A 25,389-nucleotide genomic window follows, 5' to 3' on the forward strand; every position below is an offset into this window, starting at 1 on the left:
CTCCAACCGCGAAAACAACCCCTGCTGCCCCGGCTGACCGTGCCTGCCCGGGGGACGACCCCCGGACCCCCAGCAGCGGCCGGACCGCCCACGTCAGCGCCCGTTGAACGCATCCTTCAACCGCGAGAACAACCCCTGCTGCCCAGGCTGGAACTGCCCCGTAGGCCGCTCCTCGCCCCGCAGCTTGGCCAGCTCGCGCAGCAACCGCTCCTGCTCGGGGTCGAGCTTCGTCGGCGTCTGGACCTCGACGTGCACGATGAGGTCGCCGCGTCCGCCGCCCCGCAGGTGCGTGATGCCCCGGCCGTGCAGCGGGATCGACTGGCCGGACTGGGTGCCCGGGCGGATGTCGACCTCCTCCATGCCGTCCAGCGTCTCCAGCGGCACCTTCGTGCCGAGGCACGCGGCCGTCATGGGGATCGTCACCGTGCAGTGCAGGTCGTCGCCGCGCCGCTGGAACGTGGAGTGCGGGAGTTCGTGGATCTCGACGTAGAGGTCACCGGCGGGACCGCCACCGGGCCCGACCTCGCCCTCGCCCGCGAGCTGGATGCGCGTGCCGTTGTCGACACCGGCGGGGATCTTCACGGTCAGGGTCCGCCGGGAGCGGACGCGGCCGTCACCGGCGCACTCCGGGCACGGCGTCGGCACCACGGTCCCGAAGCCCTGGCACTGCGGGCAGGGCCGGGACGTCATGACCTGGCCGAGGAACGACCGGGTGACCTGCGACACCTCACCGCGACCGCGGCACATGTCACACGTCTGCGCACTCGTCCCCGGCGCGGCACCCTCGCCGCTGCAGGTGTTGCAGACGACGGCCGTGTCGACCTGGATGTCCTTGGTCGTACCGAAGGCGGCCTCGTCGAGCTCGATCTCGATACGGATCATCGCGTCCTGGCCGCGGCGGGTGCGCGAGCGCGGACCGCGCTGCGACGCCGTGCCGAAGAACGCGTCCATGATGTCCGAGAAGTTCCCGAAGCCACCGGCTCCGAAGCCGCCCGCGCCGCCGCCGGCGGCCTGCGAGAGCGGGTCGCCGCCGAGGTCGTAGACCTGCTTCTTCTGCGGGTCCGACAACACCTCGTAAGCGGCGTTGATCTCCTTGAACCGCTCCTGGGTCTTCGGATCGGGGTTGACGTCCGGATGCAGCTCGCGTGCGAGCCGCCGGAAGGCCTTCTTGATCTCTTCCTGCGACGCGTCGCGGCGCACGCCGAGTACGGCGTAGTAGTCCGTGGCCACTACGACTCCGCCAGGATCTGTCCGACGTACCGTGCCACTGCGCGTACCGCTCCCATCGTTCCCGGGTAGTCCATGCGGGTCGGTCCGACCACGCCGAGCTTGGCGACTGCCTCGCCGCCCGAACCGTAGCCGACCGACACGACGGACGTGGAGTTGAGTCCCTCGTGGGCGTTCTCATGACCGATACGTACGGTCACGCCCGGATCCTTCGCCTCGCCGAGCAGCTTGAGGAGCACGACCTGCTCCTCCAGCGCCTCCAGCACCGGCCGGATCACCAGGGGAAAGTCATGCCCGAAGCGGGTGAGATTGGCGGTGCCGCCGATCATCAGCCGCTCCTCGTTCTCCTCGACGAGCGTCTCCAGAAGCGTGGAGAGCACCGTGGAAACCGTACCCCGGTCCTCGTGCTCGAACGCCTCCGGCAGATCCTCCACCAAACTCGGCACATCCGCGAAACGGCGGTTCGCGACACGGCTGTTGAGCCGTGCGCGCAGATCCGCGAGCGAGGCCTCGCCGAAGGGCGCCACGCAGTCGACCACACGCTGCTCGACCCGCCCGGTGTCCGTGATCAGCACGAGCATCAGACGCGCGGGCGCGAGAGCGAGCAACTCCACATGCCGCACGGTCGACCGGGTCAGCGACGGATACTGCACGACGGCCACCTGGCGCGTGAGCTGCGCCAGCAGCCGCACCGTACGCGCCACGACGTCGTCGAGATCGACGGCACCCTCGAGGAAGTTCTGGATCGCGCGCCGCTCGGGCGCGGTCATCGGCTTGACGCCGGCCAGCTTGTCCACGAACAGCCGGTAGCCCTTGTCGGTGGGGATGCGCCCGGCACTGGTGTGCGGCTGGGCGATGTATCCCTCGTCCTCGAGGGCCGCCATGTCGTTGCGGACGGTGGCCGGGGAGACGCCGAGGCTGTGCCGCTCGGTGAGGGCCTTGGAGCCGACGGGCTCCTCGGTGCCGACGTAGTCCTGAACGATGGCGCGCAGCACCTGAAGCCTGCGTTCACTGAGCATCGCGCACACCTCCAGAAGTCGTCCGCCTGCTGCCCTGCTGTCGTGGCCTGGCACTCTGCGCGTGCGAGTGCCAGCATTCCCCGGCCCAGTGTACGGCGGTGGGGTGCACCCCCGGCAAGGCTGGTCGTGCGCTGTCGTGCCCGCGACGGGTGTCACCGCTAGCGTCGCCGTATGACGGTGACTTGGGAAGAGCTCGGGTGGGAGCGGGTGGCCGCCGGGGTGGGACGGTGCCGGCTTCCGGTGTGGGACTGCACGGCGGGACTGGTGGCCGGTGAGGGCGCGGTCCTCATGATCGACGCGGGGTCCAGCCCGGCCGAGGGCGCGAGGTTGCGCGCGCAGGCGCAGTCGCTCACCGGTCACCATGTGACGCATCTCGCGCTGACCCACCCCCACTTCGACCATGTCTTCGGCGCGGCGGCCTTCCCTGAGGCGGAGGTTTTCGGCGCGGTGGGCGTGGACGCGGTCCTCACCCGCGTGCGGGACCGCGAGGAGCTGCGCGCGGACGCGGTACGGAACGGCCTGGCGGCGCCCGTCGCGCAGGAGTCGGCGGAACGGCTGGTCCCGCCCCGCCATCTGGTCTCCGGCGAGTGGACGCTCGACCTGGGTGGCGGCCGCCAGGTGCTGCTGGCGAACGTGGGCCCGGGGCACACCGCGCACGACCTGGCGGTGCTGGTGCCGGGTGATCCGGAGGTGGTGTTCTGCGGCGACCTGGTCGAGGAGTCCGGCGAGCCCCAGGCGGGCACCGACGCCGTGCCGTCGCACTGGCCGGCCGCCCTGGACCGGCTGCTCGATCTGGGCGGCGAGGACGCACTGTACGTGCCCGGTCACGGAGCGGTGGTGGACGCGGCGTTCGTCCGGGCCCAGCGGGACGCGCTGGCGGCGCGTTTCGGCGTGTCGCGGTGATCGCCGTACGCCTTCTCCTATCGTCATTCGAATGCGCCAGTACTCTCCGGACCTGACCCCGCCGTGGAAGAAGCCGAAGCCGGTGCCCGAGGTTCCGGCGGATCCGGGCCTGGTGGTCGAGGAGGCCGGGACGGGCTTCTGCGGCGCGGTGATCCGCTGCGAGGCGGGCACGGTGACGCTGGAGGACCGCTTCGGCAAGCACCGCGTGTTCCCGATGGAGCCGCGCGGCTTCCTGCTGGAGGGCAGGGTGGTGACGCTGGTCCGCCCGTCGTCCGGCCCCGCCCGCCCCACGCACACCGCCTCCGGTTCGGTGGCCGTCCCCGGCGCACGCGCGCGTGTGGCCCGCGCCGGCCGCATCTACGTCGAGGGCCGGCACGACGCCGAGCTGGTCGAGAAGGTGTGGGGCGACGACCTGCGCATCGAGGGCGTGGTCGTGGAGTACCTGGAGGGCGTCGACGACCTGCCGTCGATCGTCTCCGACTTCGCCCCCGGCCCGGACGCCCGCCTCGGCGTCCTGGTGGACCACCTGGTCCCGGGCAGCAAGGAGTGGCGCATCGCCGAGTCGGTGACGAGCGAGCACGCCCTGGTGGTGGGCCACCCGTACATCGACATCTGGGAGGCGGTGAAGCCGACGTCCCTCGGCATCGAGTCCTGGCCCCGCATCCCCCGCGGCCAGGACTGGAAGACAGGCGTATGCCGCTCCTTGGGCTGGCCCCCCAACACGGGCGCGGCCTGGCAACGAATCCTGTCGGGAGTCCGCTCGTACAGAGACCTGGAACCGGAACTCCTGGGCAGGGTGGAAGAACTGATCGACTTCGTAACAGCACCGGCGTAGCCGCTGAGCTGCGGGCAATCGTGCCTCCCCCAGTGCCTTAATGGCCTGGGAGGTGCCCCCAGGGCGGCACCCGTCCCAAAGAAGCGGCACCCCGCTACGCCGGGCTGCGCACCCACCCGGCCTCAGTACCAACCCCGAGCACTTCAGTCCACGAGATCCCGTACAACCCCATCGGCCAGCAACCGCCCCCGCAAGGTCAACACCCCACGCCCCTCCTCATACGGCCCTTCCTGAAGCAGCCCCTCCGCCAACGCCCTGCGCGACGCAGCAAGCCCCTCCTCCCGCAGCAACGCCAACGGCACCCCCTCCCGCAGCCGCAACTCCAGCAGAATCCGCTCGACCCGCCGGTCCTCCTCCGACAGCACCTCACGCCCGGCCCCGGGCGACCGCCCCACCGCCAGCGCCCCCGCATAGGCCCCCGGATGCTTGACGTTCCACCACCGAACGCCCCCCACATGGCTGTGCGCCCCCGGCCCGGCCCCCCACCAGTCGGCCCCCCGCCAGTACAGCTCGTTGTGCAGGCATCGCCCCGCCTCCGAGGTGGCCCAGTTGGACACCTCGTACCACTCGAAGCCCGCCGAGGACAGCGCCTCCTCGGCGATCAGATAGCGGTCGGCGTGGACATCGTCGTCCGTCATGGGGACCTCGCCCCGGCGGATACGACGAGCGAGCTGCGTACCCTCCTCGACGATCAGCGCGTACGCGCTGACGTGGTCGGGCCCCGCGCCCAGCGCGGCGCTCAGCGTGGCCCGCCAGTCGTCGTCGCTCTCCCCCGGCGTGCCGTAGATCAGGTCGAGGTTGACGTGCTCGAAGCCCGCCGCCCTCGCCTCCGCCACGCACGCCTCGGGCCGCCCGGGCGTATGCGTACGGTCCAGCACCTTCAGCACATGCTGCCGCGCGCTCTGCATGCCGAACGAGATCCGGTTGAAGCCGCCCTCGCGCAGCGCGGCCAGATACGCCGGATCCACCGACTCCGGATTCGCCTCCGTCGTGACCTCGGCGTCCGGCGCCAGCCCGAACTCGTCACGGATCGCGCCCAGCATCCGTACGAGATCACCGGCGGCCAGCAGCGTGGGCGTCCCCCCGCCCACGAACACCGTACGAACGGGTCGCGGATCATCACCCAGCACCTTGCGTGCCAGGCGGACCTCCTCGACCAGCGTCTCGGCGTAGTTGTCGCGGGAGGCCAGCACACCGCCCGTGCCGCGCAGCTCGGTCGCCGTGTAGGTGTTGAAATCGCAGTAGCCGCAGCGGGTCGCGCAGTACGGGACGTGCAGATAGAACCCGAGCGGACGGCCGGCGGCCCCGGCGAGCGCGGACAGGGGCAGCGCGCCGTCGTCGGGGACGGGCTCGCCGTCGGGAAGTGCGGAAGGCATGCCTTCCATTGTCCAGCACCCGCGCGGTCGCTCCGTCTGCTCATTCCGCCTGGAGCACCAGCAGCGCGAGATCGTCGGCCGGGGGCCGCGCCCCGAACTCGTGGACCAGCCGCTTGATCCGCTCGGCTATCAGCTCGGCGTCCAGCCCCGCGCACCCGGCCAGCGCCGCCGCGAGCCCGTCCTCGTCGTCGAACTGGCGGGATCCGGAGCGGCGCTCCGTCACGCCGTCGGTGACGCACAGCAGCGTGTCGCCGGGCCGCAGCTCGAAGGTGTCGCTGGTGTACGTGGCGTCCTCGACGACTCCCAGGAGGGTCTGCGGCTGCGCTGTCGTGTGGACCTCGCCGCCCGCCCCGAGCAGCAGCGGGAGCGGGTGCCCGGCGGAGGCGACGGTGCAGCGGACACCGCCGTCGAAGGGGACCAGTTCGCCGTACAACAGGGACAGGAAGCGCGTCTGGGGGCCGTCGCCGGGCAGGGTCGGCCGGGCGCCCGCGGCCACCAGCGCCCGGGCCGCCGCGTCGGCGGCCTCCGTGGCGTCGTCGAGCAGGAGCTGGTTGAGACGGTCGAGGACGTCGGCGACCCGGTAGCCCTCGCGGGCCAGCAGCCGCAGCCAGGGCCGGGCCAGGCCGATCACGACGGCCGCCTCGGGTCCCTTGCCCTGGACGTCGCCGACGGCGAAGCACCAGCGGCCGTCACCGGCCGGGAACAGGTCGTAGAAGTCGCCGCTGGGCCCGCCCTTGTCGTACGGCTCGTAGACGAGCGCGCTGCGCACCCCGGGGATCTCGGCGACGGCGCCGGGCAGCAGTCCGCGCTGGAGCACGGCGCTGATGGTGGCCTGGCGGGCGTACTGGCGGGCGGCGCCGATGGCGAGGGCGACGCGGCGGCTGAGGTCCTCGACGAGGCCGGTGATCTCGTCGGGGAAGCCGGCGGCCCCGGACCGGCCGATGACCAGCGTGCCCAGCGGGCGTCCCCCGGCGACCAGCCGGTACGCGAGTGCCGACCCCGGCTCGCCCGGCGGCTCACCGAGTGCCTCGCCCGGCCAGGGGTAGACGACGGGCCCGGACCCGGGCGGGTCGGACGGATGCGGCGGGTCCTTCTCCAGGGCCCGGCGCAGCTCCTCGATGCGGTTCTCGCTGCCGTGCCAGACCCGGGCCAGGCGCGCCCCGCCCGCTCCGGCCCCGCCGCTCCAGCCGCCGCCGGTGGCCTCGTCCTCCAGCCACACCGCGCACCAGTCGGCCAGCCGCGGCACGATGAGCTGCCCGGCGAGGGCGGCGACCAGGTCCTCGTCGAGCTGTCCGGCGAGCAGGTCGGAGGCCTCCGCGAGGAAGGAGAGGGCGCCGCGGCCCAGCCAGGCACCGTCGCGTCCCTCGCTGCCGCTCTCGTGACGGTCCCGCCAGTCCCGTACGTCGTTCCAGTCGCGCCAGTCCCGTAGGCCGCGGGAGTCGTGCGGGTCCTGCCGGTCCCGTGAACCGCCGGAGTCCTGTGGGTCCTGCCGGTCCCGCGGGTCCCGCCCGTCACGCCGGCGCCGTCCGGCCTCCCCCTCCTCCCCCGGGTCCGCCTCGCCCGGCTCCGCGGCCTCCCAGCCCTGGCGCGGATCCGGCGCGAGGATCTCCGCCACCCGCAGCCCGCGCGCCAGCGCCTGCTCCTCGGCGTACGCCTCGATCTGCTCGCCCGCCGCGCACCCCCCGGCGGGCAACCGCGCCCACACGGTCTTCCGGCCCGTGCGGTACGTGATGCCCCAGGCCTCGGAGAGAGCGCCGACGAGCCGCAGGCCGCGCCCGTACTCGGGCATGTCGTGCGGTGTCTCCGGTTCGCCGCCGCGCGGGGCGCGTGAGGGGTGGTGATCGCAGACCTCGACGACGAGCGCGGCCGTCTCCTTGTCACCGCCGTCGCCGTCGCCCCCACCGCCGTCGCCTTCCAGCCGGCACTCCAGCTCGACGTCGGTACCGGCGTGCACGACGGCGTTGGTGACGAGTTCGCTGACGACGAGCGTGGCGTCGTCGGCGAGGCGGTCGGTGAGGTGCTCGGTGCCGGGCAGGCCGAGCCGGGTCCACTCGGCGAGCGCCGAGCGCACGAGGGCGCGTGCGGTGCCCGGCGCGAGCGAGCTGCCGGACAGGGTCGCGTGCGCCCGCGCGCGCTCCTGTGCGGGCGCCTCGGATATGGGTGCGGGCGCCGCGCAGGCCGGCGCGCACGCGTCGGGCGTGAGCGTCTCGGCAGTCGGTGCGGGCACCACGGAAACGGGCTCGTCCTCAACGGACACAGGCGTCTCCGAAGCATGTGCAGGCGCCTGCGAGGCACGGGAGGCGGTCTCCCGTTGCGTCGGAATGGCCCCCATGGACAGCTCCCCGGGCAGTTCGTACGAATACGCCACAGTCGATGCCGACAGAGTGACAGACTGACCACGCCCATAAGCGCCGAGTTACCGAAGTGGGCCGCCATGAGTGAGAACAGTGCTACTCCTGTGGTCGAAGACCGGTACGAAGACGGTCAGATTCGTACATCCGATCTGCGTCCGCTGCTCGCCGCGATGACCGCCGCACGCGACGGCGACTTCACCAAGGTGCCGGAATCCGGCCACGGGATGGTGGCCGAGCTCACCGCGGTCTTCAACCAGATCATGGACCGCAGCGTCCACTTCACCACCGAGGCGCAGCGCGTGAGACGGGAGCTGGTGCGGCACGGCCGGCTCGACGAGCGCCTCTCGGCCAGCCCGGGCCAGGGCCTGTGGACCTCCCGCGTCAACGACGTGAACCAGTTGCTCGACGCCCTGGTCGCCCCGGCGGCGAACGCCACGCGGGTGCTGGACGCGGTGGCCGGCGGCGATCTGACCCAGCGAGTCGATCTGCACGACGGGACCCGGCAGTTACGCGGCGACCTGCGTCGCCTGGGCCGGGCCGTGAACACGATGGTGGACCAGCTCTCCCTGTTCACGGGCGAGGTGACGCAGGTCGCGCGCGAGGTCGGCACCGAGGGCCGGCTCGGCGGCCGGGCCAATGTGCGGGGCCTGTCGGGCAGTTGGCGGGACGTCACGGAGGCCGTCAACACCATGGCGTCCCGGCTGACGGCCCAGGTGCGGGACATCGCGGCGGTGACGACGGCGGTGGCCCGCGGCGACCTGACCCGCACGGTCACGGTGGAGGCGACCGGCGAGCTGCTGGAACTGAAGCTGACCGTGAATACGATGGTCGACCAGCTCTCCGCCTTCGCCGACGAGGTCACCCGCGTCGCCCGCGAGGTCGGCACCGAGGGCCAGTTGGGCGGCCGGGCGCAGGTGCGGGGCGTGTCGGGGGTCTGGAAGGACCTCACCGACAACGTCAACTTCATGGCGTCGAACCTGACCTCGCAGGTCCGCAACATCGCCCAGGTGACGACGGCCGTGGCCAACGGCGATCTGTCCCAGAAGATCACGGTCGCCGCGCAGGGCGAGATCCTGGAGCTCAAGTCGACCATCAACACGATGGTGGACCAGCTCTCCGCCTTCGCGGACGAGGTGACGAGGGTCGCCCGCGAGGTCGGCACCGAGGGCAACCTCGGCGGCCGGGCTCAGGTCCGGGGCGTCTCCGGCGTCTGGAAGGACCTCACCGACAACGTCAACTTCATGGCGGACAACCTCACCTCCCAGGTGCGGAACATCGCCCTTGTCTCCACCGCCGTCGCCCAGGGCGACCTCGGCAAGAAGATCACGGTGGAGGCCAAGGGCGAGATCCTGGAGCTCAAGTCCACGATCAACACGATGGTGGACCAGCTCTCCGCCTTCGCCGACGAGGTCACCCGCGTCGCCCGCGAGGTCGGCACGGAAGGCAACCTCGGCGGCCAGGCCCAGGTCCGGGGCGTCTCCGGCGTCTGGAAGGACCTCACCGACAACGTCAACTTCATGGCGCTGAACCTGACCTCCCAGGTCCGCAACATCGCCCAGGTCACCACCGCCGTCGCCAACGGCGACCTGTCGAAGAAGATCACGGTCGACGCCCGCGGGGAGATCCTGGAGCTGAAGGACACCGTCAACACGATGGTGGAGCAACTGCGCGCCTTCGCCGACGAGGTGACCCGCGTGGCCCGCGAGGTCGGCACCGACGGCCGGCTCGGCGGCCGGGCGCAGGTGCTGGGCGTCTCCGGCGTCTGGCGGGACCTGACGGACAACGTCAACTACATGGCCGACAACCTCACCTCCCAGGTGCGCAACATCGCCCAGGTGGCGACGGCCGTGGCGCAGGGCGACCTGTCCCGGAAGATCGACGTGGACGCGCGCGGCGAGATCCTGGAGCTGAAGACCACCATCAACACGATGGTCGACACCCTGTCCTCCTTCGCCTCCGAGGTCACCCGCGTGGCCCGCGAGGTCGGCAGTGAGGGTCAACTGGGCGGCCAGGCCCGGGTCGAGGGTGTCTACGGCACCTGGAAGCGCCTGACGACGAACGTCAACGAGCTAGCGCTCAACCTCACCACCCAGGTTCGCGCCATCGCCGAGGTCGCCTCCGCGGTGGCCCAGGGCGACATGTCCCGCTCGATCACCGTCGAGACGCGCGGCGAGGTCGCCGAGCTGAAGGACAACATCAACCTGATGGTGGCCAACCTGCGGGAGACGACCCGCGCGAAGGACTGGCTGGAGTCCAATCTGGCCCGCCTCGCCGCCCTGATGCAGGGCCACCGCGACCTGATGGAGGTCGCCGACCTGATACTCCGCGAGCTGACCCCGCTGGTGAACGCCCAGTACGGCGCGTTCTACCTGGCCGACCCGGACGAGGACGGCGCGGCCCTGCGCACCACCGTGCCGATCAAGGGCCTGGCCTTCATCGCCGGCTACGGCGCCGCCCAGGACGCGACCGTGGAGACCGGCGGCCTGCCCGTGCACGGCCTGGTCGCGCAGGCGGCCCGGGAGAAGAAGCGGATCCTGGTGGAGGGCGCCCCGCCCGACTACATCAAGATCAACAGCGGCCTCGGCGAGGCGGCCCCCACCACGATCGTCATCATCCCGATCCTCTTCGAGGACAAGCTCCTCGGAGTCATCGAGCTCGCCTCCTTCTCCCGCTTCTCCGATGTGCACCTGGCGTTCTTCGACCAGTTCGTCAACACCATCGGCGTCGCCATCAACACGATCATCGCCAACTCCCGCACGGAGTCCCTGCTCGGCGAGTCCCAGCGCCTCGCCATGCAGCTCCAGGAGCGCTCGGACGAACTCCAGAAGCAGCAGGGCGAGCTGCAGCGCTCCAACGCCGAACTGGAGGAGAAGGCCGCCCTGCTGGCCACGTCCTCCCAGTACAAGTCGGAGTTCCTGGCGAACATGTCGCACGAGCTGCGCACGCCGCTGAACTCCCTGCTGATCCTGGCCCGGCTGCTCTCCGACAACCCGGACGGCCGTCTCTCCGACCAGGAGGTGCAGTTCGCGACGACGATCCACCGCTCGGGCTCGGACCTGCTCCAGCTCATCAACGACATCCTCGACCTGTCGAAGATCGAGGCCGGCCGGATGGACGTACGCCCCAAGCGGCTCCCGCTCATCAAGCTGCTCGACTACGTCCACGCCACGTTCCGCCCCCTCACCATCGACCGGGGGCTCGCCTTCGAGGTGGCGGTCGGCGAGGACGTGCCGCGCGAGATGTACTCGGACGAGCAGCGGCTCCAGCAGATCCTGCGCAATCTCCTGTCCAACGCGATCAAGTTCACCGCGTCGGGCAAGGTCGAGCTGCGGGTCGACCGGGTGCAGGACGCCGAGCACCGCCATATCCGGGACACCGACGACGTCATCGCGTTCGCCGTGTCCGACACGGGCATCGGAATAGCGCCGGAGAAACTCCCGGTGATCTTCGAGGCGTTCCAGCAGGCCGACGGCACCACCAACCGCAAGTACGGCGGCACCGGCCTCGGCCTGTCGATCAGCCGGGAGATCGCGGGCCTGCTCGGCGGCCGGATCATCGCCGAGAGCGAGCCCGGCAAGGGATCCAGGTTCACCCTGTACGTCCCGGTCGTCAGCCCCGGCCACACGGCGCCGATCCCGGTCCCGGAGGAGCGCGCGGCGCTGCCCCTGCCCCTCCAGCCGACGGCGGGACCGTACCCGGTCGCGCACGACACGGACGACGCCTGGCCGGCGCCGACGAAGCTGGAGGCCTGGACGTCCGGCAGGCCGGGCCGGATCCTGGCCGGGCGCCGGGTGCTGATCGTCGACGACGACATCCGCAACGTGTTCGCCCTCACCCATGTCCTGGGCCGGGTCGGCATGACCGTGCTGTACGCGGAGAACGGCCGCGAGGGCATCGAGACCCTGGAGCGCAGCGCGGACGTCGAACTGGTCCTGATGGACATCATGATGCCGGAGATGGACGGCTACGAGACCATCTCCGCCATCCGCCGCGCACCCCGCTGGACGGGCCTGCCGATCGTGGCGCTGACCGCCAAGGCGATGCCGGGCGACCGGGAGAAGTCCATCGCCCGCGGCGCCAACGAATACGTGCCCAAGCCGGTGGACATCGACCGGCTGCTGACGGTCGTGTGCGAACTGCTGGACCCGGAGAACCCCGAGAACCCGGAGGACCCGGCGGAGGAGACCCGACCGTCATGAGCACCGACCGCGCCGGAATCCTCCTGGTCGACGACATGGAGGACAACCTGACCGCCCTGGAGGCCGTCCTCGCCTCCCTCAACGAACCGCTGGTGCGCGCCCGTTCGGGCGAGGAGGCGATGAAGGCCCTGCTGCGGCAGCCGATCGCCCTGGTCCTGCTCGACATCCGCATGCCCGGCATGGACGGCTTCGAGACGGCCGCCCACATCAAACGCCTCGACCAGACCCGCGACGTCCCGATCATCTTCCTGACAGGAGCGGACGACGACTCGGGCTACGCCTTCCGCGGCTACGCCACCGGCGCGGCGGACTACTTGACCAAGCCCTTCGACCCATGGGTCCTCAGAGCGAAGGTCAGCGTCTTCCTGGACCTCTACCGCAAAGGCAGAGAGGTGGAACGCCTGCGAAAGGAGATCCAGGACCTCAAACGCCGAGTGGATTCGGCTACTTAGGGGCGCGGGGAACTGCGCGACAAGCCACGACGCACGTGCACCCGCCGCACAGCCCCCGCCACTCCCTACGCCTCGCGAGAGCCCTCGTACATCTCCTCGATCAGATGCTTGTACTCCCGCTCCACAACCGGCCGCTTCAGCTTCAGGCTCGGCGTGATCTCCCCGTGCTCCACATCAAGATCCCGCGGCAGCAACCGGAACTTCTTGATGGTCTGCCACTTCTGAAGCCCCTCGTTGAGCTGCTTCACATACCCATCGACCATCTCCACCGTCGCGGGCGCAGCCACGATCTCGGCGTACGACTTCCCCCCGAGCCCGTTCTCCTTCGCCCACTCGACAATGGCCAACTCGTCGAGCGCGATCAGCGCCGTGCAGAAGTTCCGGTCGGCCCCGTGCACCAGGATGTTGGACACGTACGGGCACACCGCCTTGAACTGTCCCTCGACCTCCGCCGGCGCGATGTACTTGCCGCCCGAGGTCTTGATGAGGTCCTTCTTGCGGTCGGTGATCCGCAGATACCCGTCGGCCGACAGCTCCCCGATGTCCCCGGTGTGGAACCAGCCGTCCGACTCCAGCACCTCGGCGGTCTTCTCGGGCAGCCCGTGGTAGCCCTCCATGATGCCGGGGCCGCGCAGCAGGATCTCCCCGTCGTCGGCGATCCGCACCTCCGTACCGGGCAGCGGCTTGCCGACCGTACCGGTGCGGTAGGCCTCGCCCGGGTTCACGAACGAAGCAGCCGAGGACTCGGTGAGGCCGTAGCCCTCGAGGATGTGGATGCCGGCGCCGGAGAAGAAGTACCCGATCTCCGGCGCGAGGGCGGCCGACCCGGAGACGCAGGCCCGCAGGTTGCCGCCGAAGGCCTCACGGATCTTGGCGAACACCAGCGTGTCGGCGACCTTGTGCTTGGCGCCGAGACCGAAGGGCACGGACAGCGTGCCGGTACGCCGGAAGTTGTCCTGCGAGACCTTGGCGTACTCGCGGGAGACCTCGGCCGCCCACTGGAAGATCTTGTACTTGGCCCCGCCGCCCGCACGGGCCTTGGCGGCGACGCCGTTGTAGACCTTCTCGAAGATGCGCGGCACGGCCGCCATGTACGTGGGCTGCACGATCGGCAGGTTCTCGATGATCTTGTCGACGCGGCCGTCCACGGCGGTGACGTGCCCGACCTCGATCTGGCCGGAGGTGAGCACCTTGCCGAAGACATGCGCGAGGGGCAGCCACAGGTACTGCACGTCCTCGCTGCTGACCAGTCCGGTCGCGGCGATGGCCTTCGCCATGTACGACCAGTTGTCGTGCGGGAGGCGTACGCCCTTGGGGCGGCCGGTGGTGCCGGAGGTGTAGATGAGGGTGGCGAGCTGGTCCTTCGTGATCGCGCCGACCCGCTCCTTGATCAGGTCGGGGTCCTTCTCCAGGCGGGCCGCGCCGCGCTTCTCCAGCTCGTCGAGGGTGAGGATCCAGTCGGCGCTCTCCTCGTTCGTCAGACCCGCCGGGTCGACGACCACGACATGGGTCAGCTCGGGCAGCTCGGCGCGCTTCTCCTTCGCCTTGGCGAGCTGGTCGACGTTCTCCGCGATGAGCACCCGGCTCTCGGAGTCCGACAGGATGTAGGCGGACTCCTCGGCGTTGGTCTGGGGGTACACCGTGGTGGTCGCGGCGCCGGCGCACATGATGCCGAGGTCGGCGAGGATCCACTCGATCCGGGTGCTCGCGGCGAGCGCGACGCGCTGCTCGGCCCGCACGCCCAGCTCGATGAGTCCCGCCGCGATGGCGTAGACCCGCTCGGCGGCCTGCGCCCAGCTCAGCGACTTCCACTCGTCCGGCCCCTGACCGGAGGACGATGGGACCGGATACCGATAGGCCTCGGCGTCCGGCGTGGCCGCCACGCGCTCCAGGAACAGGCCCGCCACCGACGGCGGACGGTTCTCGATCAAGGTCTGTGTGTCGCTCACGACATCCTCCGGGGCCCGCGTCAGGCGGCTGGCTCAGGTGCGGCTGGTTTTACTCGCGAGCCGTTGTTTAACTCGCGAGTAACTATCGAGCAGGGATCAGAGTAAAGGCCGACCGGTCCCCGCGTAAGGGCCCACGGCCTGTCTCTTCGTACAGACAGCTACCCCACCTGCGCACAGGGGCCCGCCGCGCTCTCGCACGGCGGACCCCTGTTCTACCCGGTTTGCGGTGTAACCCACGGTAATCCGTGACTACTTCTTGCCCTTGCCCGACCCCGCGCTGTCATCACTGGACAGGACCGCGATGAAGGCCTCCTGCGGAACCTCTACGGAACCCACCATCTTCATCCGCTTCTTGCCCTCCTTCTGCTTCTCCAGCAGCTTCCGCTTACGGGAGATGTCACCGCCATAGCACTTGGCGAGGACGTCCTTGCGGATGGCGCGGATGGTCTCGCGGGAGATGACCCGGGAGCCGATGGCCGCCTGGACGGGGATCTCGAAGGCCTGGCGCGGGATCAGCTCGCGCAGCTTGGCGACGAGCCGCACGCCGTACGCGTACGCCGCGTCCTTGTGCGTGACCGCCGAGAAGGCGTCCACCTTGTCGCCGTGCAGCAGGATGTCGACCTTGACGAGGCTGGAGGCCTGCTCGCCGGTGGGCTCGTAGTCGAGCGAGGCGTAGCCCTTGGTCTTGGACTTCAGCTGGTCGAAGAAGTCGAAGACGATCTCCGCGAGGGGAAGCGTGTAGCGGATCTCCACGCGGTCCTCGGAGAGGTAGTCCATGCCGAGCAGCGTGCCGCGCCGGGTCTGGCACAGCTCCATGATCGCGCCGATGAACTCGCTCGGGGCGAGAAGCGTGGCGCGTACGACCGGCTCGTACACGTCGTTGATCTTGCCCTCGGGGAACTCGCTCGGGTTTGTCACCGTGTGCTCGGCGCCATCCTCCATGACCACGCGGTAGACCACGTTCGGAGCGGTGGCGATGAGGTCGAGCCCGAACTCGCGCTCGAGCCGCTCGCGGATGACGTCGAGGTGGAGAAGGCCCAGGAAGCCGACGCGGAATCCGAAGCCGAGGGCCGCGGAGGTCTCCGGCTCGTAGACCAGCGCGGCATCGTTGAGCTGGAGCTTGTCGAGGGCCTCGCGCAGCTCCGGGTAGTCGGATCCGTCGAGGGGGTAGAGGCCGGAGAACACCATCGGCTTGGGTTCCTTGTACCCGCCGAGGGCCTCGGTGGCGCCCTTGTGCAGGCTGGTGATCGTGTCACCGACCTTGGACTGGCGGACGTCCTTCACACCGGTGATGATGTAGCCCACCTCGCCGACACCGAGGCCGTCGGCGGACAGCATCTCGGGCGAGTTCGTCCCGATCTCGAGCAGCTCGTGCGTGGCGTTGGTGGACATCATCCGGATGCGCTCACGCTTGTTGAGCTGGCCGTCGACGACTCGAACGTACGTGACGACGCCGCGGTAGGAGTCGTAGACCGAGTCGAAGATCATCGCGCGGGCCGGCGCGTCCGCGACGCCGACCGGGGCCGGCACCTCGGCGACGACCTTGTCGAGCAGCGCGTCGACGCCCAAGCCGGTCTTCGCGGAGACCTTGAGGACGTCGTCCGGGTCGCAGCCGACGAGGTTGGCGAGCTCCTCGGAGAACTTCTCCGGCTGGGCGGCCGGGAGGTCGATCTTGTTCAGTACAGGGATGATCTTGAGGTCGTTCTCCATCGCCAGGTAGAGGTTGGCGAGGGTCTGGGCCTCGATGCCCTGGGCGGCGTCGACCAGGAGGACGGTGCCCTCGCAGGCCGCGAGCGACCGCGAGACCTCGTAGGTGAAGTCGACGTGCCCCGGGGTGTCGATCATGTTGAGGATGTGCGTGTTGCCTGGGTCCTCGGTGGGAGCCCACGGCAGACGCACCGCCTGGGACTTGATCGTGATACCGCGCTCGCGCTCGATGTCCATGCGGTCGAGGTACTGAGCGCGCATCTGCCGCTGGTCGACCACTCCGGTCAGCTGGAGCATCCGGTCGGCGAGTGTGGACTTGCCGTGGTCGATGTGCGCGATGATGCAGAAGTTGCGGATCAGAGCCGGGTCGGTACGGCTCGGTTCGGGCACATGGCTAGGGATCGCGGGCACGCAGGGTCCTGATTCTTGAGGCGTCCGCAGTGTCTGCGGTCTCGGGTCGGATCGATACGTAGCCTCCATGGTCCCACGGGTGGGGACCATCGACGGGTTTGGGCCATGGATGGGCCCGCTGGTACCGTGGGGGGCTGTGCCTCATGCCCTCTCAGCAGGAGGCGCGTCGGAAATTCTCGGAAAGAGAAATCATCGGTACGGGTCCCGCGCGGTCCCGTGCCAGAACCTGAAAAGGCTCATTCGTGGCGAACATCAAGTCCCAGATCAAGCGGATCAAGACCAACGAGAAGGCGCGGCTGCGCAACAAGGCCGTCAAGTCCTCCCTCAAGACCGCGATCCGCAAGGCCCGTGAGGCTGCTGCCGCGGGTGACGTCGAGAAGGCCAACGAGTACCAGCGCGTCGCCGCGCGTCAGCTCGACAAGGCCGTCTCGAAGGGCGTCATCCACAAGAACCAGGCTGCCAACAAGAAGTCGGCGCTGGCTCAGAAGGTCGCCGCGCTCAAGGGCTGACACTGATGTGACGCCGGAGGGAATCGAGCGGGCCCTCTCATCCGCTCCCTTCCGGCACCCCTCGGATCCGCGCGCGGCCTGCGTTCGCCACGCGGGCGCGGATCCAGCAGCTTGTACCGAAGGCCGGGTGCCACTCCTGTTCCCCATGGGAGGGCACCCGGCCTTCGGTCTGTTCAGGACCAGAACGCGTTGTTCTTGTCGATGTCCTCGACGCATTCGTCGAGGTCGGTGACCTTGTCGCCGACGATCCGGAAGATGATGCAGCCGGTGTCGTCGAGGCGCTTGCCGTTGCGCTCGGCCGTGAAGCGGGTCATCCCGACCGCATGGCCACGGCCGTCGACGCAGATGCCGATCAGCTCGGCGTTCATCGTCCCCTTGGTCTCCATGCCGAGCCGCTCGTACATCTCGATGATCGCGTTCACTCCCTTGAAGTCGCCCGACAAGGGGTGATCTCCGGGCACGTGGTGGGTGGCATCCGACGCGATCAATCCGCGCAGGGTGTCCATGTCACCGCGCGAGAATGCCTCGAATCCCTCGCGGACCAGCGCTGCGTGCGGGTGTTCAGCCATGGCCTTCGCCACCTCTCCGTCATTTGGCGACGTACGGCTGACACTCTCGATTCTCCCTCCGGCCGGCTCTCGCGGCACAGTGGAGACATGGACGCTGACGCAGGGAACGTGCTGGCCGGGGCCCGCGTGGCGACCCGGCTTCCCGCCCAGGACCTGGACCGGGCGCGGCGCTTCTACGCCGAGAAGCTCGGCCTGGAGCCCGCCGACGAACGGCCCGGCGGGCTGCTCTACCGGTGCGGCGGCGGGGAGTTCGTACTGTTCCGCTCGACGGGAGCCTCGCCCGGCACCTTCACCCAGCTGGCGTTGGAGGTCGATGACATCGACGCCGCCGTGGCGGAGCTGAAGCGGCGCGGTGTGGTGTTCGAGGAGGTCGACCTGCCCGGGTTCCGCACGCGGGACGGGATCGCCGAGATCGAGGGGAACTACCCGAGCAAGGGCGCCCGGGGTGAACGCGGCGCCTGGTTCCGCGACAGCGAGGGGAACATGCTGGGCATCGGCGAGCCCGTCCGCTGAGAAGCGGCCCCTATCCTCGCCCTCTGGATCTGGCCGCCCGGGCGATGGCGACGACCGCCTTCTCCAGGGCGTACCCCGGGTCGTCCCCGCCGCCCTTCACCCCCGCGTCCGCCTCGGCCACCGCCCGCAGCGCCACCGACACCCCGTCCGGAGTCCACCCGCGCATCTGCTGCCGGACCCGGTCGATCTTCCACGGCGGCATCCCCAGCTCGCGCGCGAGATCGGCCGGCCGGCCTCCGCGCGCCGAGGACAGCTTCCCGATCGCCCGCACGCCCTGCGCCAGCGCGCTGGTGATCATCACCGGCGCCACCCCGGTCGCCAGCGACCAGCGCAACGCCTCCAGCGCCTCCGCCGCCCGCCCCTCGACCGCCCGGTCGGCGACCGTGAAGCTCGACGCCTCGGCCCGGCCGGTGTAGTACCGCCCCACGACCGCCTCGTCGATCGTCCCCTCGACATCCGCGACGAGCTGCGAGACCGCCGACGCCAGCTCCCGCAGATCGCTCCCGATCGCGTCGACGAGCGCCTGGCACGCCTCCGGCGTGGCAGACCTCCCCGTCCCCCGGAACTCGCCCCGCACGAACGCCAGCCGGTCCGCCGGCTTCGTCATCTTCGGGCAGGCCACCTCGCGCGCCCCGGCCTTGCGCGCCGCGTCGAGCAGCCCCTTGCCCTTGGCCGCTCCGGCGTGCAGCAGCACGAGGGTGATCTCCTCGGCGGGCGCACCGAGATAGGCCTTGACGTCCTTGATCGTGTCGGCCGAGAGATCCTGCGCGTTGCGGACGACCACGACCTTGCGCTCCGCGAAGAGCGACGGACTCGTCAGCTCGGCGAGCGTGCCGGGCTGCAACTGGTCCGACGTCAGGTCCCGTACGTCCGTGTCGGCGTCGGCGGCCTTCGCCGCGGCCACCACCTCCTGCACGGCACGGTCGAGCAGCAGGTCCTCCTGGCCCACGGCGAGCGTCACCGGGGCGAGAGGGTCGTCATTCGCAGTCTTCCTGGCCATCGCGACAAGCATCCCACGCGGCACTGACAACGGGTCCGGACGGGACTGTGGCGGACTCGGACGGACAGGTGCGCGCACGGACGGAGACGTACGCGGAGGGAGGCGTACACGGAGGGAGGCCTGCGCGGACAGCAGCCCGGGACTCTACGGCTCTTCCCGCCAGCCGTCCCACTCCCCGGCGAACCGGTCCAGCTCCCCGGCGTCCAGCCGCCCGTCCTCGTCCCTCAGGACGACCAGCCACTGCGCGTCCTCGGCATCGTCCTCACCGGCCAGCGCGTCCCGTACGAGCTGCGGCTCCTCGACGACCCCGAACCGCTCTCGGAGCGCCTCGACCACCTCTTCCGCGGCATCACGGTCGGGCAGCACCAGCACATGTCGCACATCACTCACGCCGGACATTGTCCGACACCGCGTCGCAGCCCGATCCACCGGATCCGCCCAGGCTCAGCCCTTGCGGACGACCTGCACATCGAGGTCGATCTTGATGCTCGGCCCGACCACCGCGATGCCCCGCGCCAGCATCGTCTGCCAGCTCACGGTGAAGTCGTCCCTGTGCAGCTCGGTCGTGGCCCGGCAGGCCGCCCGCAGCTCGCCCTCCATGCCGTTGCCCAGCCCCAGGTACTCCGTGTCCAGCGTGACCGTCCGCGTGACGCCGTGCAGCGACAGCGCCCCGGTCACGGCCCACCGGTTCGCCCCCTTGTGCACGAACCGGTCGCTGTAGAACTCGAGCGTCGGGAACTTCGCGACGTCCAGGAAGTCCGCCGACCGCAGATGGTCGTCGCGCATCCTCACGTTGGTGTCGATGGACGCCGCGTCGATCACCACATGCATCGCCGACCGCTCCAGCGGGTCGGTGACCCGTATGACACCCGCGAAGGACTTGAACTGCCCGTGGATCCGGGCCAGTCCGATGTGCCGCGCGGTGAAGGCGAGCGAGGAGTGCGCCGACTCGACCTCCCAGTCGCCGGGCTCGGGCAGCTCCGGCGGCCGGGCCACCTGCAGCGTCACGTCCCCGAGCGACGCGAGCGTGTTCTCGGCGACCTGTGTGGTCGCCCGGTACGGCGTGTACCCCTCCGCCGACACCGCGAGCCGGTACTCCCCCGCGGGCACCGTCGTCACGAACGACCCGAACGGATCCGCTCCCCCGCTGACCACCGAACGCCCCATGGCGTCGGTGACCGCGAACTCCGCGTGTCTGACCGGCTCGTTGACCGGGTCGAGCACCCGGCAGCTCAGCACCCCCGCACTGGGCGGTGTCGGCACCGCCGCCAGGGGGCTCGTCCGGTGTACCCGGTTGGTTCGGCTTCCCAGCCAGCGGCCGATCATCTGGACACCTCGTGCGACTCGAAGTCAGCGGTTTGATCACTGTTCACCGAGGACGCATTCGACCACCGATGAGGCTTTCGAGGCAACACGCGACCACATCACGGGAATCCAGCACATGTGATGGGACTACGCACGAGTAGGACCGACTAGAACCATGTGAACCATGTGTGGACGGTGTGCTCCTTCTGGACCGAATCAGCCCTCCCCGCGGGGTCCGGATCAGCCGCTCTGGCCGGTGCCCCGGACCACCGGCACCGCGCCCAGCTCGATCCCGAACCGCTCCCGGTACACCCCGAGCACCTCCTCGTCCGTCCCCAGCTCCCGCTCCTCCCGTGTCCCGTCGGCCGCCGTCACCGTGTACTTGCGTCCGCTGAGCGTGATCCGCCCTCCGTCCTCCGTGACCCGCGAACAGACCAGCGACCGCGTGAAGTTCGACCCCGACGACGTGCTGTGCCACCACGCCCCGGCCACGAAGTCACCGAGCGCGCGCGGCCGCACCTCCAGGCGGTACTGCGGCCTGCCGTCACGGATCACCCGCAGGTCCGCCGCCTCCACCGTGTCATGGCCTCCGCGCACCCCGGCCGTGTCCGGCCCCGCCTCCACGATCCGGAACGTACCCCCCGGGTCCTCCTGTTCTCCCCGCTCCCCGAACGCCAGCGGAAGATGGCTGTGCGCCCCGAACCCGACGTCGGCCAGCCAGTCACCCCCGTCCACCGTCCGCACCCGCAGCGCGAGATGGTCGTACGGGATCCCGAGCCGCTCCTCGTCCCCGTACACCCGGCCCGCGAGCAGCGCCACCTCGTAGCCCAGCGCGGCGAGCAACGACCCGAAGGCTCCGTTGAGTTCGTAACAGAACCCGCCCCGCCTGGCGCCCACCACCTTGTCCAGCAGCCGCTTCTCCTCCAGCACGATCTCCTCGCCGAGATGGATGGAGAGGTTCTCGAACGGCACGGTCCGCAGATGCCGCAGGTGCAGCTCGCGCAGCGCGTCGACGGTGGGCCACGCCGGGGGCTCGGCTCCCAGGCGGCGGAGATAGGCATCAACCTGTGCTGAGTTCATGCCCCCCAGTCTCGCGCCACCCTCAGCTCTCCGCCCCCTCCTGCAACCGCCAGTGCGCCGTCCCGGTCCGTCCGCAGCACCGTCGCACCCCCGGCGCGCAGTGCCGCGACCGTGCCCTTCGCCGGATGCCCGTAGGTGTTGTTCGCACCGCAGCTGATCAGGGCCAGCCGCGGTGCGGCCCGGCGTATGAGTCCGGGGTCCTGGTAGGCCGAGCCGTGATGGGCGACTTTCAGCACGTCCACGCCGGACAGCGCCTCGGCCGCCGGTGACCTGGCCAGTGCCCGCTGGGCCGGGGGTTCGAGGTCCCCGAGGAGCAGCAGCCGCAGCCCCGCCGACCGGACCAGCATGGCCACACTGGCGTCGTTCGGCCCCTCCGGCACCGGGTGGGCCGGGAGCACCTGCGGAGGCGAACCCGGTGGAGAGCTCGCCGACGGCGGTGGCGGGCTCGGTGGCGGCCACACCACCTGCCAGGACAACCCGCCCGCGCGGCGCTGCTCCCCCGCGGCCGCCCTCGTCACGGGCACCCGCCGGGCCGCCGCCTGTCTCCGCACGAACGCGGCCTGGTCCGCGGGCTCCTCGAAACCCGTCGTCTCGATCGCGCCCACGGCCCGTCCGCGCAGCACACCGGGCAACCCCGCCACATGATCGGCGTGAAAGTGGGTGAGCACGACCAGCGGAATCCTGGTGATGCCGAGTGCGCGCAGGCAGTGGTCGACAAGCTGTGGATCGGGCCCGGCGTCCACCACCACGCCGGCCCCCTCGCCCGCCGCGAGCACCATGGCGTCCCCCTGCCCCACGTCACACATCACCAGCCGCCAGCCCGGCGGCGGCCAGCCCGTGATCGCCCGGGTCAGTGGTGGCGGCTGCACCACCGCCAGCGCCAGCAGCAGCCCGCAGACCCCGCACCACCATGGATGCCCGAGCAGCCGCCGCCCCACGAGCAGCACCACCAGGGTCACGGCCGCGAGCAGCGCCGCACCGGCCCAGCTTCCCGGCCAGTCCACGCCCCCGCCCGGCAGCGCCGCCCCCGTCCGGGCGACCTCGGCGATCCACTCGGCGGGCCAATGCGCGCACCATGCCAGGGCCTTGGCCACCGGCATCCCCACCGGTGCCGTGGCCAGTGCCGCGAAGCCCAGCACGGTGGCGGGCGCGATCGCGAACTCCGCGAGCAGATTGCACGGCACCGCGACCAGGCTCACCCGCGCCGACAGCACGGTGACCACGGGCGCGCACAGAGCCTGCGCGGCGGCAGCGGCGGCCAGCGCCTCGGCGAGCCTGGGCGGCACCCCGCGCCGCCGCAGCCCTGCGCTCCACCGCGGCGCGAGCGTGAGCAGCGCCCCGGTGGCCACGACGGACAGCAGGAACCCGTAACTCCGCGCCAGCCACGGGTCGTACAGCACCAGCAGCAGGACCGCCGTCGCCAGTGCCGGGATCAGTGACCTCCGACGGCCGGTCGCGAGGGCGAGCAGCGCGACCGCTCCGCAGGCCGCCGCCCGCAGCACGCTCGGATCCGGCCTGCAGACCACGACGAACCCGAGGGAGAGCGCACCCCCGAGCACCGCCGTCCCCCGCAGGGAGATACCGAGGCGAGGCGCGATCCCCCGCCGCTCGACATGTTGCGCCAGGCCCGGCGGCCCGAGCAGCAGGGCGAGGAGGATCGTGAAGTTGGCCCCGGACACAGCGAGTGTGTGGGTGAGGTCGGTTTCCTTGAAGGCCTCCTCCAGCTCCGGGGTGATCCGCGAGGTGTCCCCCACCACCAGCCCCGGCAGCAGCGCCCGGGCATCCGCCGGCAGCTCGCTGGTCGCCTCCCGCAGCCCGGCCCGCAACCGCCCGGCGAGCCGCTGAGCCCCCGAAGGCTCTCCCACCACCTCCGGTTCGCCCTGGTCCCGCACCCGCAGCACGGCCGCGACCCGGTCACCGCCCGTCATCGCGGGCGCCAGCCGTGCGCTGACCCGCAGCCGCGTCGACGGCAGCAGCCCGAGCCACGGCGACCGCACCCGCTCACCGGCCGCCGGCCGCGGCTGCCCACCCCAGGCGCTCCCGCGGGCCGACCTCACGTCGACGATCACCAGCACCGGCGTCCGCGTCACCACTGCCGCGCCACCCGCCTCATGGACCCGTCGCACCTCGGCATCGACCAGCACGGCGGTGGGAGCCACGTGATCGCCCCGGACCTTGGGACGGGTCAGGCGGGGGTCGGAGGTGAGCTCGACCTCGGCGGTCACCGTCGCGTACTCCCGCGCCAGGCCGGGCACGGGCCCCCGGCGCAGATCCGCCCCGTGCAGCCCGGCCGAGGCGGCGGCAGCCGCGACGCAGAGCAGCACGGCGGCGGCCGACGCACGCGGCCATGCCGCCGTTCCGGATCTCCGAGCCAGCGGCAGCAGGCCGACGGCGAGCAGACAGCCGACCACGATGCCCGCGGCCCACCCCGGCGATGCGCCCAGGATCAGCGCCGCCGTGCCCCAGGCCGCGAGGGCGGGTGGCACGAGCCGCAGGTCGGTGGGGCCTTCCTGCCGGGGGCGGGCGACGCCGAGCCGCTGCCCGGACGAGGCGTGCACGGACGACCGGGCCGGCTCAGGCGGGGCCCCGGGAACGGCCTCGTCCCGCCGCGCCGACGGGTCAGGGGCCGTCCTCATGGCCGTACGAGATTCCGCAGGTCGGCGAAGCGGCGGTCGCCGATGCCGTTCACCTCGCGCAGTTCGTCCACGGAACGGAAACCGCCGTGCTGCGTGCGGTAGTCGATGATGTGCTGCGCCAGCACCGGGCCCACACCCGGCAAGGTGTCGAGCTGGTCGGCGGTGGCTGTGTTGAGGGAGACCGGAGCCGCCGGCATCGCGCCGCCCGCCGCCCCACCGGCCGGGCCTCCGGCAGCCGTACCGCCCGCCCCGGTTCCCCCGACGGGGGCCGGTCCCCCGACGACCACCTGTTCGCCGTCCACGAGGAAGCGGGCACGGTTGAGACCGTCGGTGTTCGTCCCGGGCTTCACGCCGCCCGCCGCGCGCAGGGCGTCCGCGACACGCGAACCGCTCGGCAGCCGATGGATTCCGGGATCGCGGACCTTGCCGCCGACGTCCACGACGATCTCGGGCGGCCCCGCGGCACCTGTCGCCTCGGCCGCCCCCGCGGGCACGCCCGGCCCTCGTTCCTCCTCGGTCTGCCCGCCCTGTCCCTGCTCCCCGTACGGCGCCGCCGCTCGCACCACCTCGGGCGGCCGCACGGACTGAGTCCGGCCGGTCCAGAAGTGCTGTACGGCGAACGCCGCGGCCACGACGAGCACCACCGTCAGAGCGAGTACGCTCCGCCGCTCCAGCCCACACCTGGCCTGCAACCACAGCGGCATGCGCTCCCGCAGCGCGAGCCCGGCCCGCTCCCGCCAGGCCCCTTCCGCGACGCGGCCGGCCCCGCTGTCCGACTCGACGGGGACGACGTCGGGTCCCAGGCCGGGCTCCACACCGGCCTCGCGCCCATCCCGCCCCAGCGGAGCGCGATCCCCGTCAGCCGTCTCCACGACAGCCCACGAAGGCCGCCCCCGAGCCGGCGGCCCCTGCCCCGACTCCCACCGCTCCCCGACCCGTTCAGCCGGCCCAGCCCGTCCGGCAGACTCGACCCGTTCAGCCGACCCGGCTCGCTCGGCAGGCCCAACCCGTGCCGCAGACCCGACCCGTTCAGCCGACCCGGCCCGCTCGGCAGGCCCTGCCCATGCCGCAGGCCCAGCCCGTTCACCAGGCCCGCCCCGCACCGCAGGCCCACCCCGTCCGCCATGTTCCCCGAACAGCACCTCCGCCCGCCGGCGCAGTTCCTCCGCCGAAGCGTGCCGGTGCCGGTGCCGGGCCCGGCCGCGCACAACGGGCGGGCGTCGACTGTGGCGGACGCGGCCGTCGGACGTGGGTCCACGGCCCGGGCCGCTGGTCGCAGTCGCTGTACGTGAACGTGATCGAAGTGCCATGCGACGAGGATCAGCCACCTCGACCCACCCGCGAT

The 25,389-nt window shown here is 71.1% G+C and carries 19 protein-coding genes; 6 read left to right on the plus strand and 13 right to left on the minus strand.

Annotated features, from left to right (window positions below; all coding sequences use genetic code 11):
* Positions 1-93 precede the first annotated feature (93 nt).
* Together dnaJ and hrcA are read right to left on the minus strand one after the other, a co-directional pair.
* Positions 94-1,230 carry a molecular chaperone DnaJ gene (dnaJ, locus tag ACFTZL_RS08075; RefSeq protein WP_189723487.1) on the minus strand — a complete coding sequence of 379 codons (1,137 nt, stop codon included), beginning with the start codon at positions 1,228-1,230 and terminating at the stop codon, positions 94-96.
* Positions 1,230-2,246 (minus strand): heat-inducible transcriptional repressor HrcA, encoded by a 1,017-nt coding sequence (hrcA, locus tag ACFTZL_RS08080; protein ID WP_382493551.1) that lies wholly within the window; start codon positions 2,244-2,246, stop codon positions 1,230-1,232. The genes dnaJ and hrcA overlap by 1 nt, the downstream gene beginning before the upstream one ends.
* A gap of 171 nt (positions 2,247-2,417) precedes the next feature.
* Here hrcA and ACFTZL_RS08085 point away from each other — a divergent pair, with 171 nt between their 5' ends.
* Both ACFTZL_RS08085 and ACFTZL_RS08090 read left to right on the plus strand, forming a co-directional pair.
* On the plus strand, positions 2,418-3,149 hold the full coding sequence (locus ACFTZL_RS08085) for an MBL fold metallo-hydrolase (protein ID WP_382579576.1): 732 nt from the start codon (positions 2,418-2,420) through the stop codon (positions 3,147-3,149).
* Positions 3,150-3,180: 31 nt separating this feature from the next.
* Positions 3,181-3,984, plus strand: a complete 804-nt coding sequence (locus ACFTZL_RS08090; protein ID WP_382579578.1) for a DUF3097 domain-containing protein — start codon at positions 3,181-3,183, stop codon at positions 3,982-3,984.
* A gap of 143 nt (positions 3,985-4,127) precedes the next feature.
* On the opposite strand, the gene hemW is transcribed toward ACFTZL_RS08090, so the two are convergent.
* Together hemW and ACFTZL_RS08100 are read right to left on the minus strand one after the other, a co-directional pair.
* Positions 4,128-5,360 carry a radical SAM family heme chaperone HemW gene (hemW, locus tag ACFTZL_RS08095; protein WP_382579580.1) on the minus strand — a complete coding sequence of 411 codons (1,233 nt, stop codon included), beginning with the start codon at positions 5,358-5,360 and terminating at the stop codon, positions 4,128-4,130.
* Between the two features lie 40 nt (positions 5,361-5,400).
* The gene (locus ACFTZL_RS08100) at positions 5,401-7,692 is read right to left on the minus strand and encodes a SpoIIE family protein phosphatase (protein WP_382579581.1); all 2,292 of its coding nucleotides are present in this window, start codon (positions 7,690-7,692) and stop codon (positions 5,401-5,403) included.
* A gap of 102 nt (positions 7,693-7,794) precedes the next feature.
* Between ACFTZL_RS08100 and ACFTZL_RS08105 the strand changes: the two genes are divergently transcribed.
* On the plus strand, positions 7,795-11,913 hold the full coding sequence (locus tag ACFTZL_RS08105; protein ID WP_382579582.1) for a HAMP domain-containing protein: 4,119 nt from the start codon (positions 7,795-7,797) through the stop codon (positions 11,911-11,913).
* The gene (locus tag ACFTZL_RS08110) at positions 11,910-12,365 is read left to right on the plus strand and encodes a two-component system response regulator (protein WP_382579584.1); all 456 of its coding nucleotides are present in this window, start codon (positions 11,910-11,912) and stop codon (positions 12,363-12,365) included. Before ACFTZL_RS08105 ends, ACFTZL_RS08110 begins: the two co-directional genes overlap by 4 nt.
* 65 nt (positions 12,366-12,430) lie before the next feature.
* On the opposite strand, the gene ACFTZL_RS08115 is transcribed toward ACFTZL_RS08110, so the two are convergent.
* Together ACFTZL_RS08115 and lepA are read right to left on the minus strand one after the other, a co-directional pair.
* Positions 12,431-14,314, minus strand: coding sequence for an AMP-dependent synthetase/ligase (locus tag ACFTZL_RS08115; RefSeq protein ID WP_382579585.1), 1,884 nt, complete (start codon positions 14,312-14,314; stop codon positions 12,431-12,433).
* 249 nt (positions 14,315-14,563) lie between these two features.
* Positions 14,564-16,432, minus strand: coding sequence for a translation elongation factor 4 (gene lepA, locus ACFTZL_RS08120; protein ID WP_382579586.1), 1,869 nt, complete (start codon positions 16,430-16,432; stop codon positions 14,564-14,566).
* Positions 16,433-16,674: 242 nt separating this feature from the next.
* On the opposite strand from lepA, the gene rpsT reads away from it, so the two are divergent.
* Positions 16,675-16,941, plus strand: coding sequence for a 30S ribosomal protein S20 (gene rpsT / locus ACFTZL_RS08125; protein ID WP_311125643.1), 267 nt, complete (start codon positions 16,675-16,677; stop codon positions 16,939-16,941).
* Between the two features lie 173 nt (positions 16,942-17,114).
* On the opposite strand, the gene ACFTZL_RS08130 is transcribed toward rpsT, so the two are convergent.
* The gene (locus ACFTZL_RS08130; RefSeq protein WP_382579588.1) at positions 17,115-17,510 is read right to left on the minus strand and encodes a nuclear transport factor 2 family protein; all 396 of its coding nucleotides are present in this window, start codon (positions 17,508-17,510) and stop codon (positions 17,115-17,117) included.
* Between the two features lie 87 nt (positions 17,511-17,597).
* On the opposite strand from ACFTZL_RS08130, the gene ACFTZL_RS08135 reads away from it, so the two are divergent.
* Positions 17,598-18,023 (plus strand): VOC family protein, encoded by a 426-nt coding sequence (locus ACFTZL_RS08135; RefSeq protein WP_382579590.1) that lies wholly within the window; start codon positions 17,598-17,600, stop codon positions 18,021-18,023.
* Between the two features lie 10 nt (positions 18,024-18,033).
* Here ACFTZL_RS08135 and holA read toward each other — a convergent pair whose 3' ends face one another.
* The 6 genes from holA to ACFTZL_RS08165 all read right to left on the minus strand — a co-directional run bounded on the left by holA (position 18,034) and on the right by ACFTZL_RS08165 (position 25,354).
* Positions 18,034-19,023: a DNA polymerase III subunit delta gene (gene holA / locus ACFTZL_RS08140; protein ID WP_382579592.1), complete on the minus strand. Its 990-nt coding sequence runs from the start codon at positions 19,021-19,023 to the stop codon at positions 18,034-18,036.
* 144 nt (positions 19,024-19,167) lie between these two features.
* Positions 19,168-19,413 carry a hypothetical protein gene (locus ACFTZL_RS08145; RefSeq protein ID WP_382579594.1) on the minus strand — a complete coding sequence of 82 codons (246 nt, stop codon included), beginning with the start codon at positions 19,411-19,413 and terminating at the stop codon, positions 19,168-19,170.
* Positions 19,414-19,467: 54 nt separating this feature from the next.
* Complete coding sequence (locus ACFTZL_RS08150) at positions 19,468-20,349, minus strand: YceI family protein (RefSeq protein ID WP_382579596.1); 882 nt, start codon at positions 20,347-20,349, stop codon at positions 19,468-19,470.
* A 219-nt stretch (positions 20,350-20,568) separates the two neighbouring features.
* Entirely contained in the window at positions 20,569-21,408 is an 840-nt protein-coding gene (locus ACFTZL_RS08155; protein WP_382579598.1) for an arylamine N-acetyltransferase, read from the minus strand.
* Positions 21,405-24,044: a ComEC/Rec2 family competence protein gene (locus ACFTZL_RS08160; protein WP_382579599.1), complete on the minus strand. Its 2,640-nt coding sequence runs from the start codon at positions 24,042-24,044 to the stop codon at positions 21,405-21,407. Before ACFTZL_RS08160 ends, ACFTZL_RS08155 begins: the two co-directional genes overlap by 4 nt.
* Positions 24,041-25,354 (minus strand): helix-hairpin-helix domain-containing protein, encoded by a 1,314-nt coding sequence (locus tag ACFTZL_RS08165; RefSeq protein WP_382579601.1) that lies wholly within the window; start codon positions 25,352-25,354, stop codon positions 24,041-24,043. Before ACFTZL_RS08165 ends, ACFTZL_RS08160 begins: the two co-directional genes overlap by 4 nt.
* Positions 25,355-25,389: the final 35 nt, after the last annotated feature.

Origin of the sequence: Streptomyces sp. NPDC056948, assembly GCF_042674225.1 — a bacterium.
In the GTDB taxonomy this organism is placed as follows: Bacteria; Actinomycetota; Actinomycetes; order Streptomycetales; family Streptomycetaceae; genus Streptomyces; species Streptomyces purpurascens.

What these genes read in the sequence shown, in the direction of transcription:
- holA (WP_382579592.1), bottom strand. Translation starts at nt 19,023, where the DNA reads ATGGCCAGGAAGACTGCGAATGACGACCCTCTCGCCCCGGTGACGCTC.
- ACFTZL_RS08100 (WP_382579581.1), bottom strand. Translation starts at nt 7,692, where the DNA reads ATGGGGGCCATTCCGACGCAACGGGAGACCGCCTCCCGTGCCTCGCAG.
- ACFTZL_RS08160 (WP_382579599.1), bottom strand. Translation starts at nt 24,044, where the DNA reads ATGAGGACGGCCCCTGACCCGTCGGCGCGGCGGGACGAGGCCGTTCCC.
- hemW (WP_382579580.1), bottom strand. Translation starts at nt 5,360, where the DNA reads ATGCCTTCCGCACTTCCCGACGGCGAGCCCGTCCCCGACGACGGCGCG.
- ACFTZL_RS08135 (WP_382579590.1), top strand. Translation starts at nt 17,598, where the DNA reads ATGGACGCTGACGCAGGGAACGTGCTGGCCGGGGCCCGCGTGGCGACC.
- ACFTZL_RS08110 (WP_382579584.1), top strand. Translation starts at nt 11,910, where the DNA reads ATGAGCACCGACCGCGCCGGAATCCTCCTGGTCGACGACATGGAGGAC.
- ACFTZL_RS08090 (WP_382579578.1), top strand. Translation starts at nt 3,181, where the DNA reads ATGCGCCAGTACTCTCCGGACCTGACCCCGCCGTGGAAGAAGCCGAAG.
- ACFTZL_RS08155 (WP_382579598.1), bottom strand. Translation starts at nt 21,408, where the DNA reads ATGAACTCAGCACAGGTTGATGCCTATCTCCGCCGCCTGGGAGCCGAG.
- ACFTZL_RS08130 (WP_382579588.1), bottom strand. Translation starts at nt 17,510, where the DNA reads ATGGCTGAACACCCGCACGCAGCGCTGGTCCGCGAGGGATTCGAGGCA.
- hrcA (WP_382493551.1), bottom strand. Translation starts at nt 2,246, where the DNA reads ATGCTCAGTGAACGCAGGCTTCAGGTGCTGCGCGCCATCGTTCAGGAC.
- ACFTZL_RS08150 (WP_382579596.1), bottom strand. Translation starts at nt 20,349, where the DNA reads ATGATCGGCCGCTGGCTGGGAAGCCGAACCAACCGGGTACACCGGACG.
- ACFTZL_RS08165 (WP_382579601.1), bottom strand. Translation starts at nt 25,354, where the DNA reads ATGGCACTTCGATCACGTTCACGTACAGCGACTGCGACCAGCGGCCCG.
- ACFTZL_RS08085 (WP_382579576.1), top strand. Translation starts at nt 2,418, where the DNA reads ATGACGGTGACTTGGGAAGAGCTCGGGTGGGAGCGGGTGGCCGCCGGG.
- ACFTZL_RS08105 (WP_382579582.1), top strand. Translation starts at nt 7,795, where the DNA reads ATGAGTGAGAACAGTGCTACTCCTGTGGTCGAAGACCGGTACGAAGAC.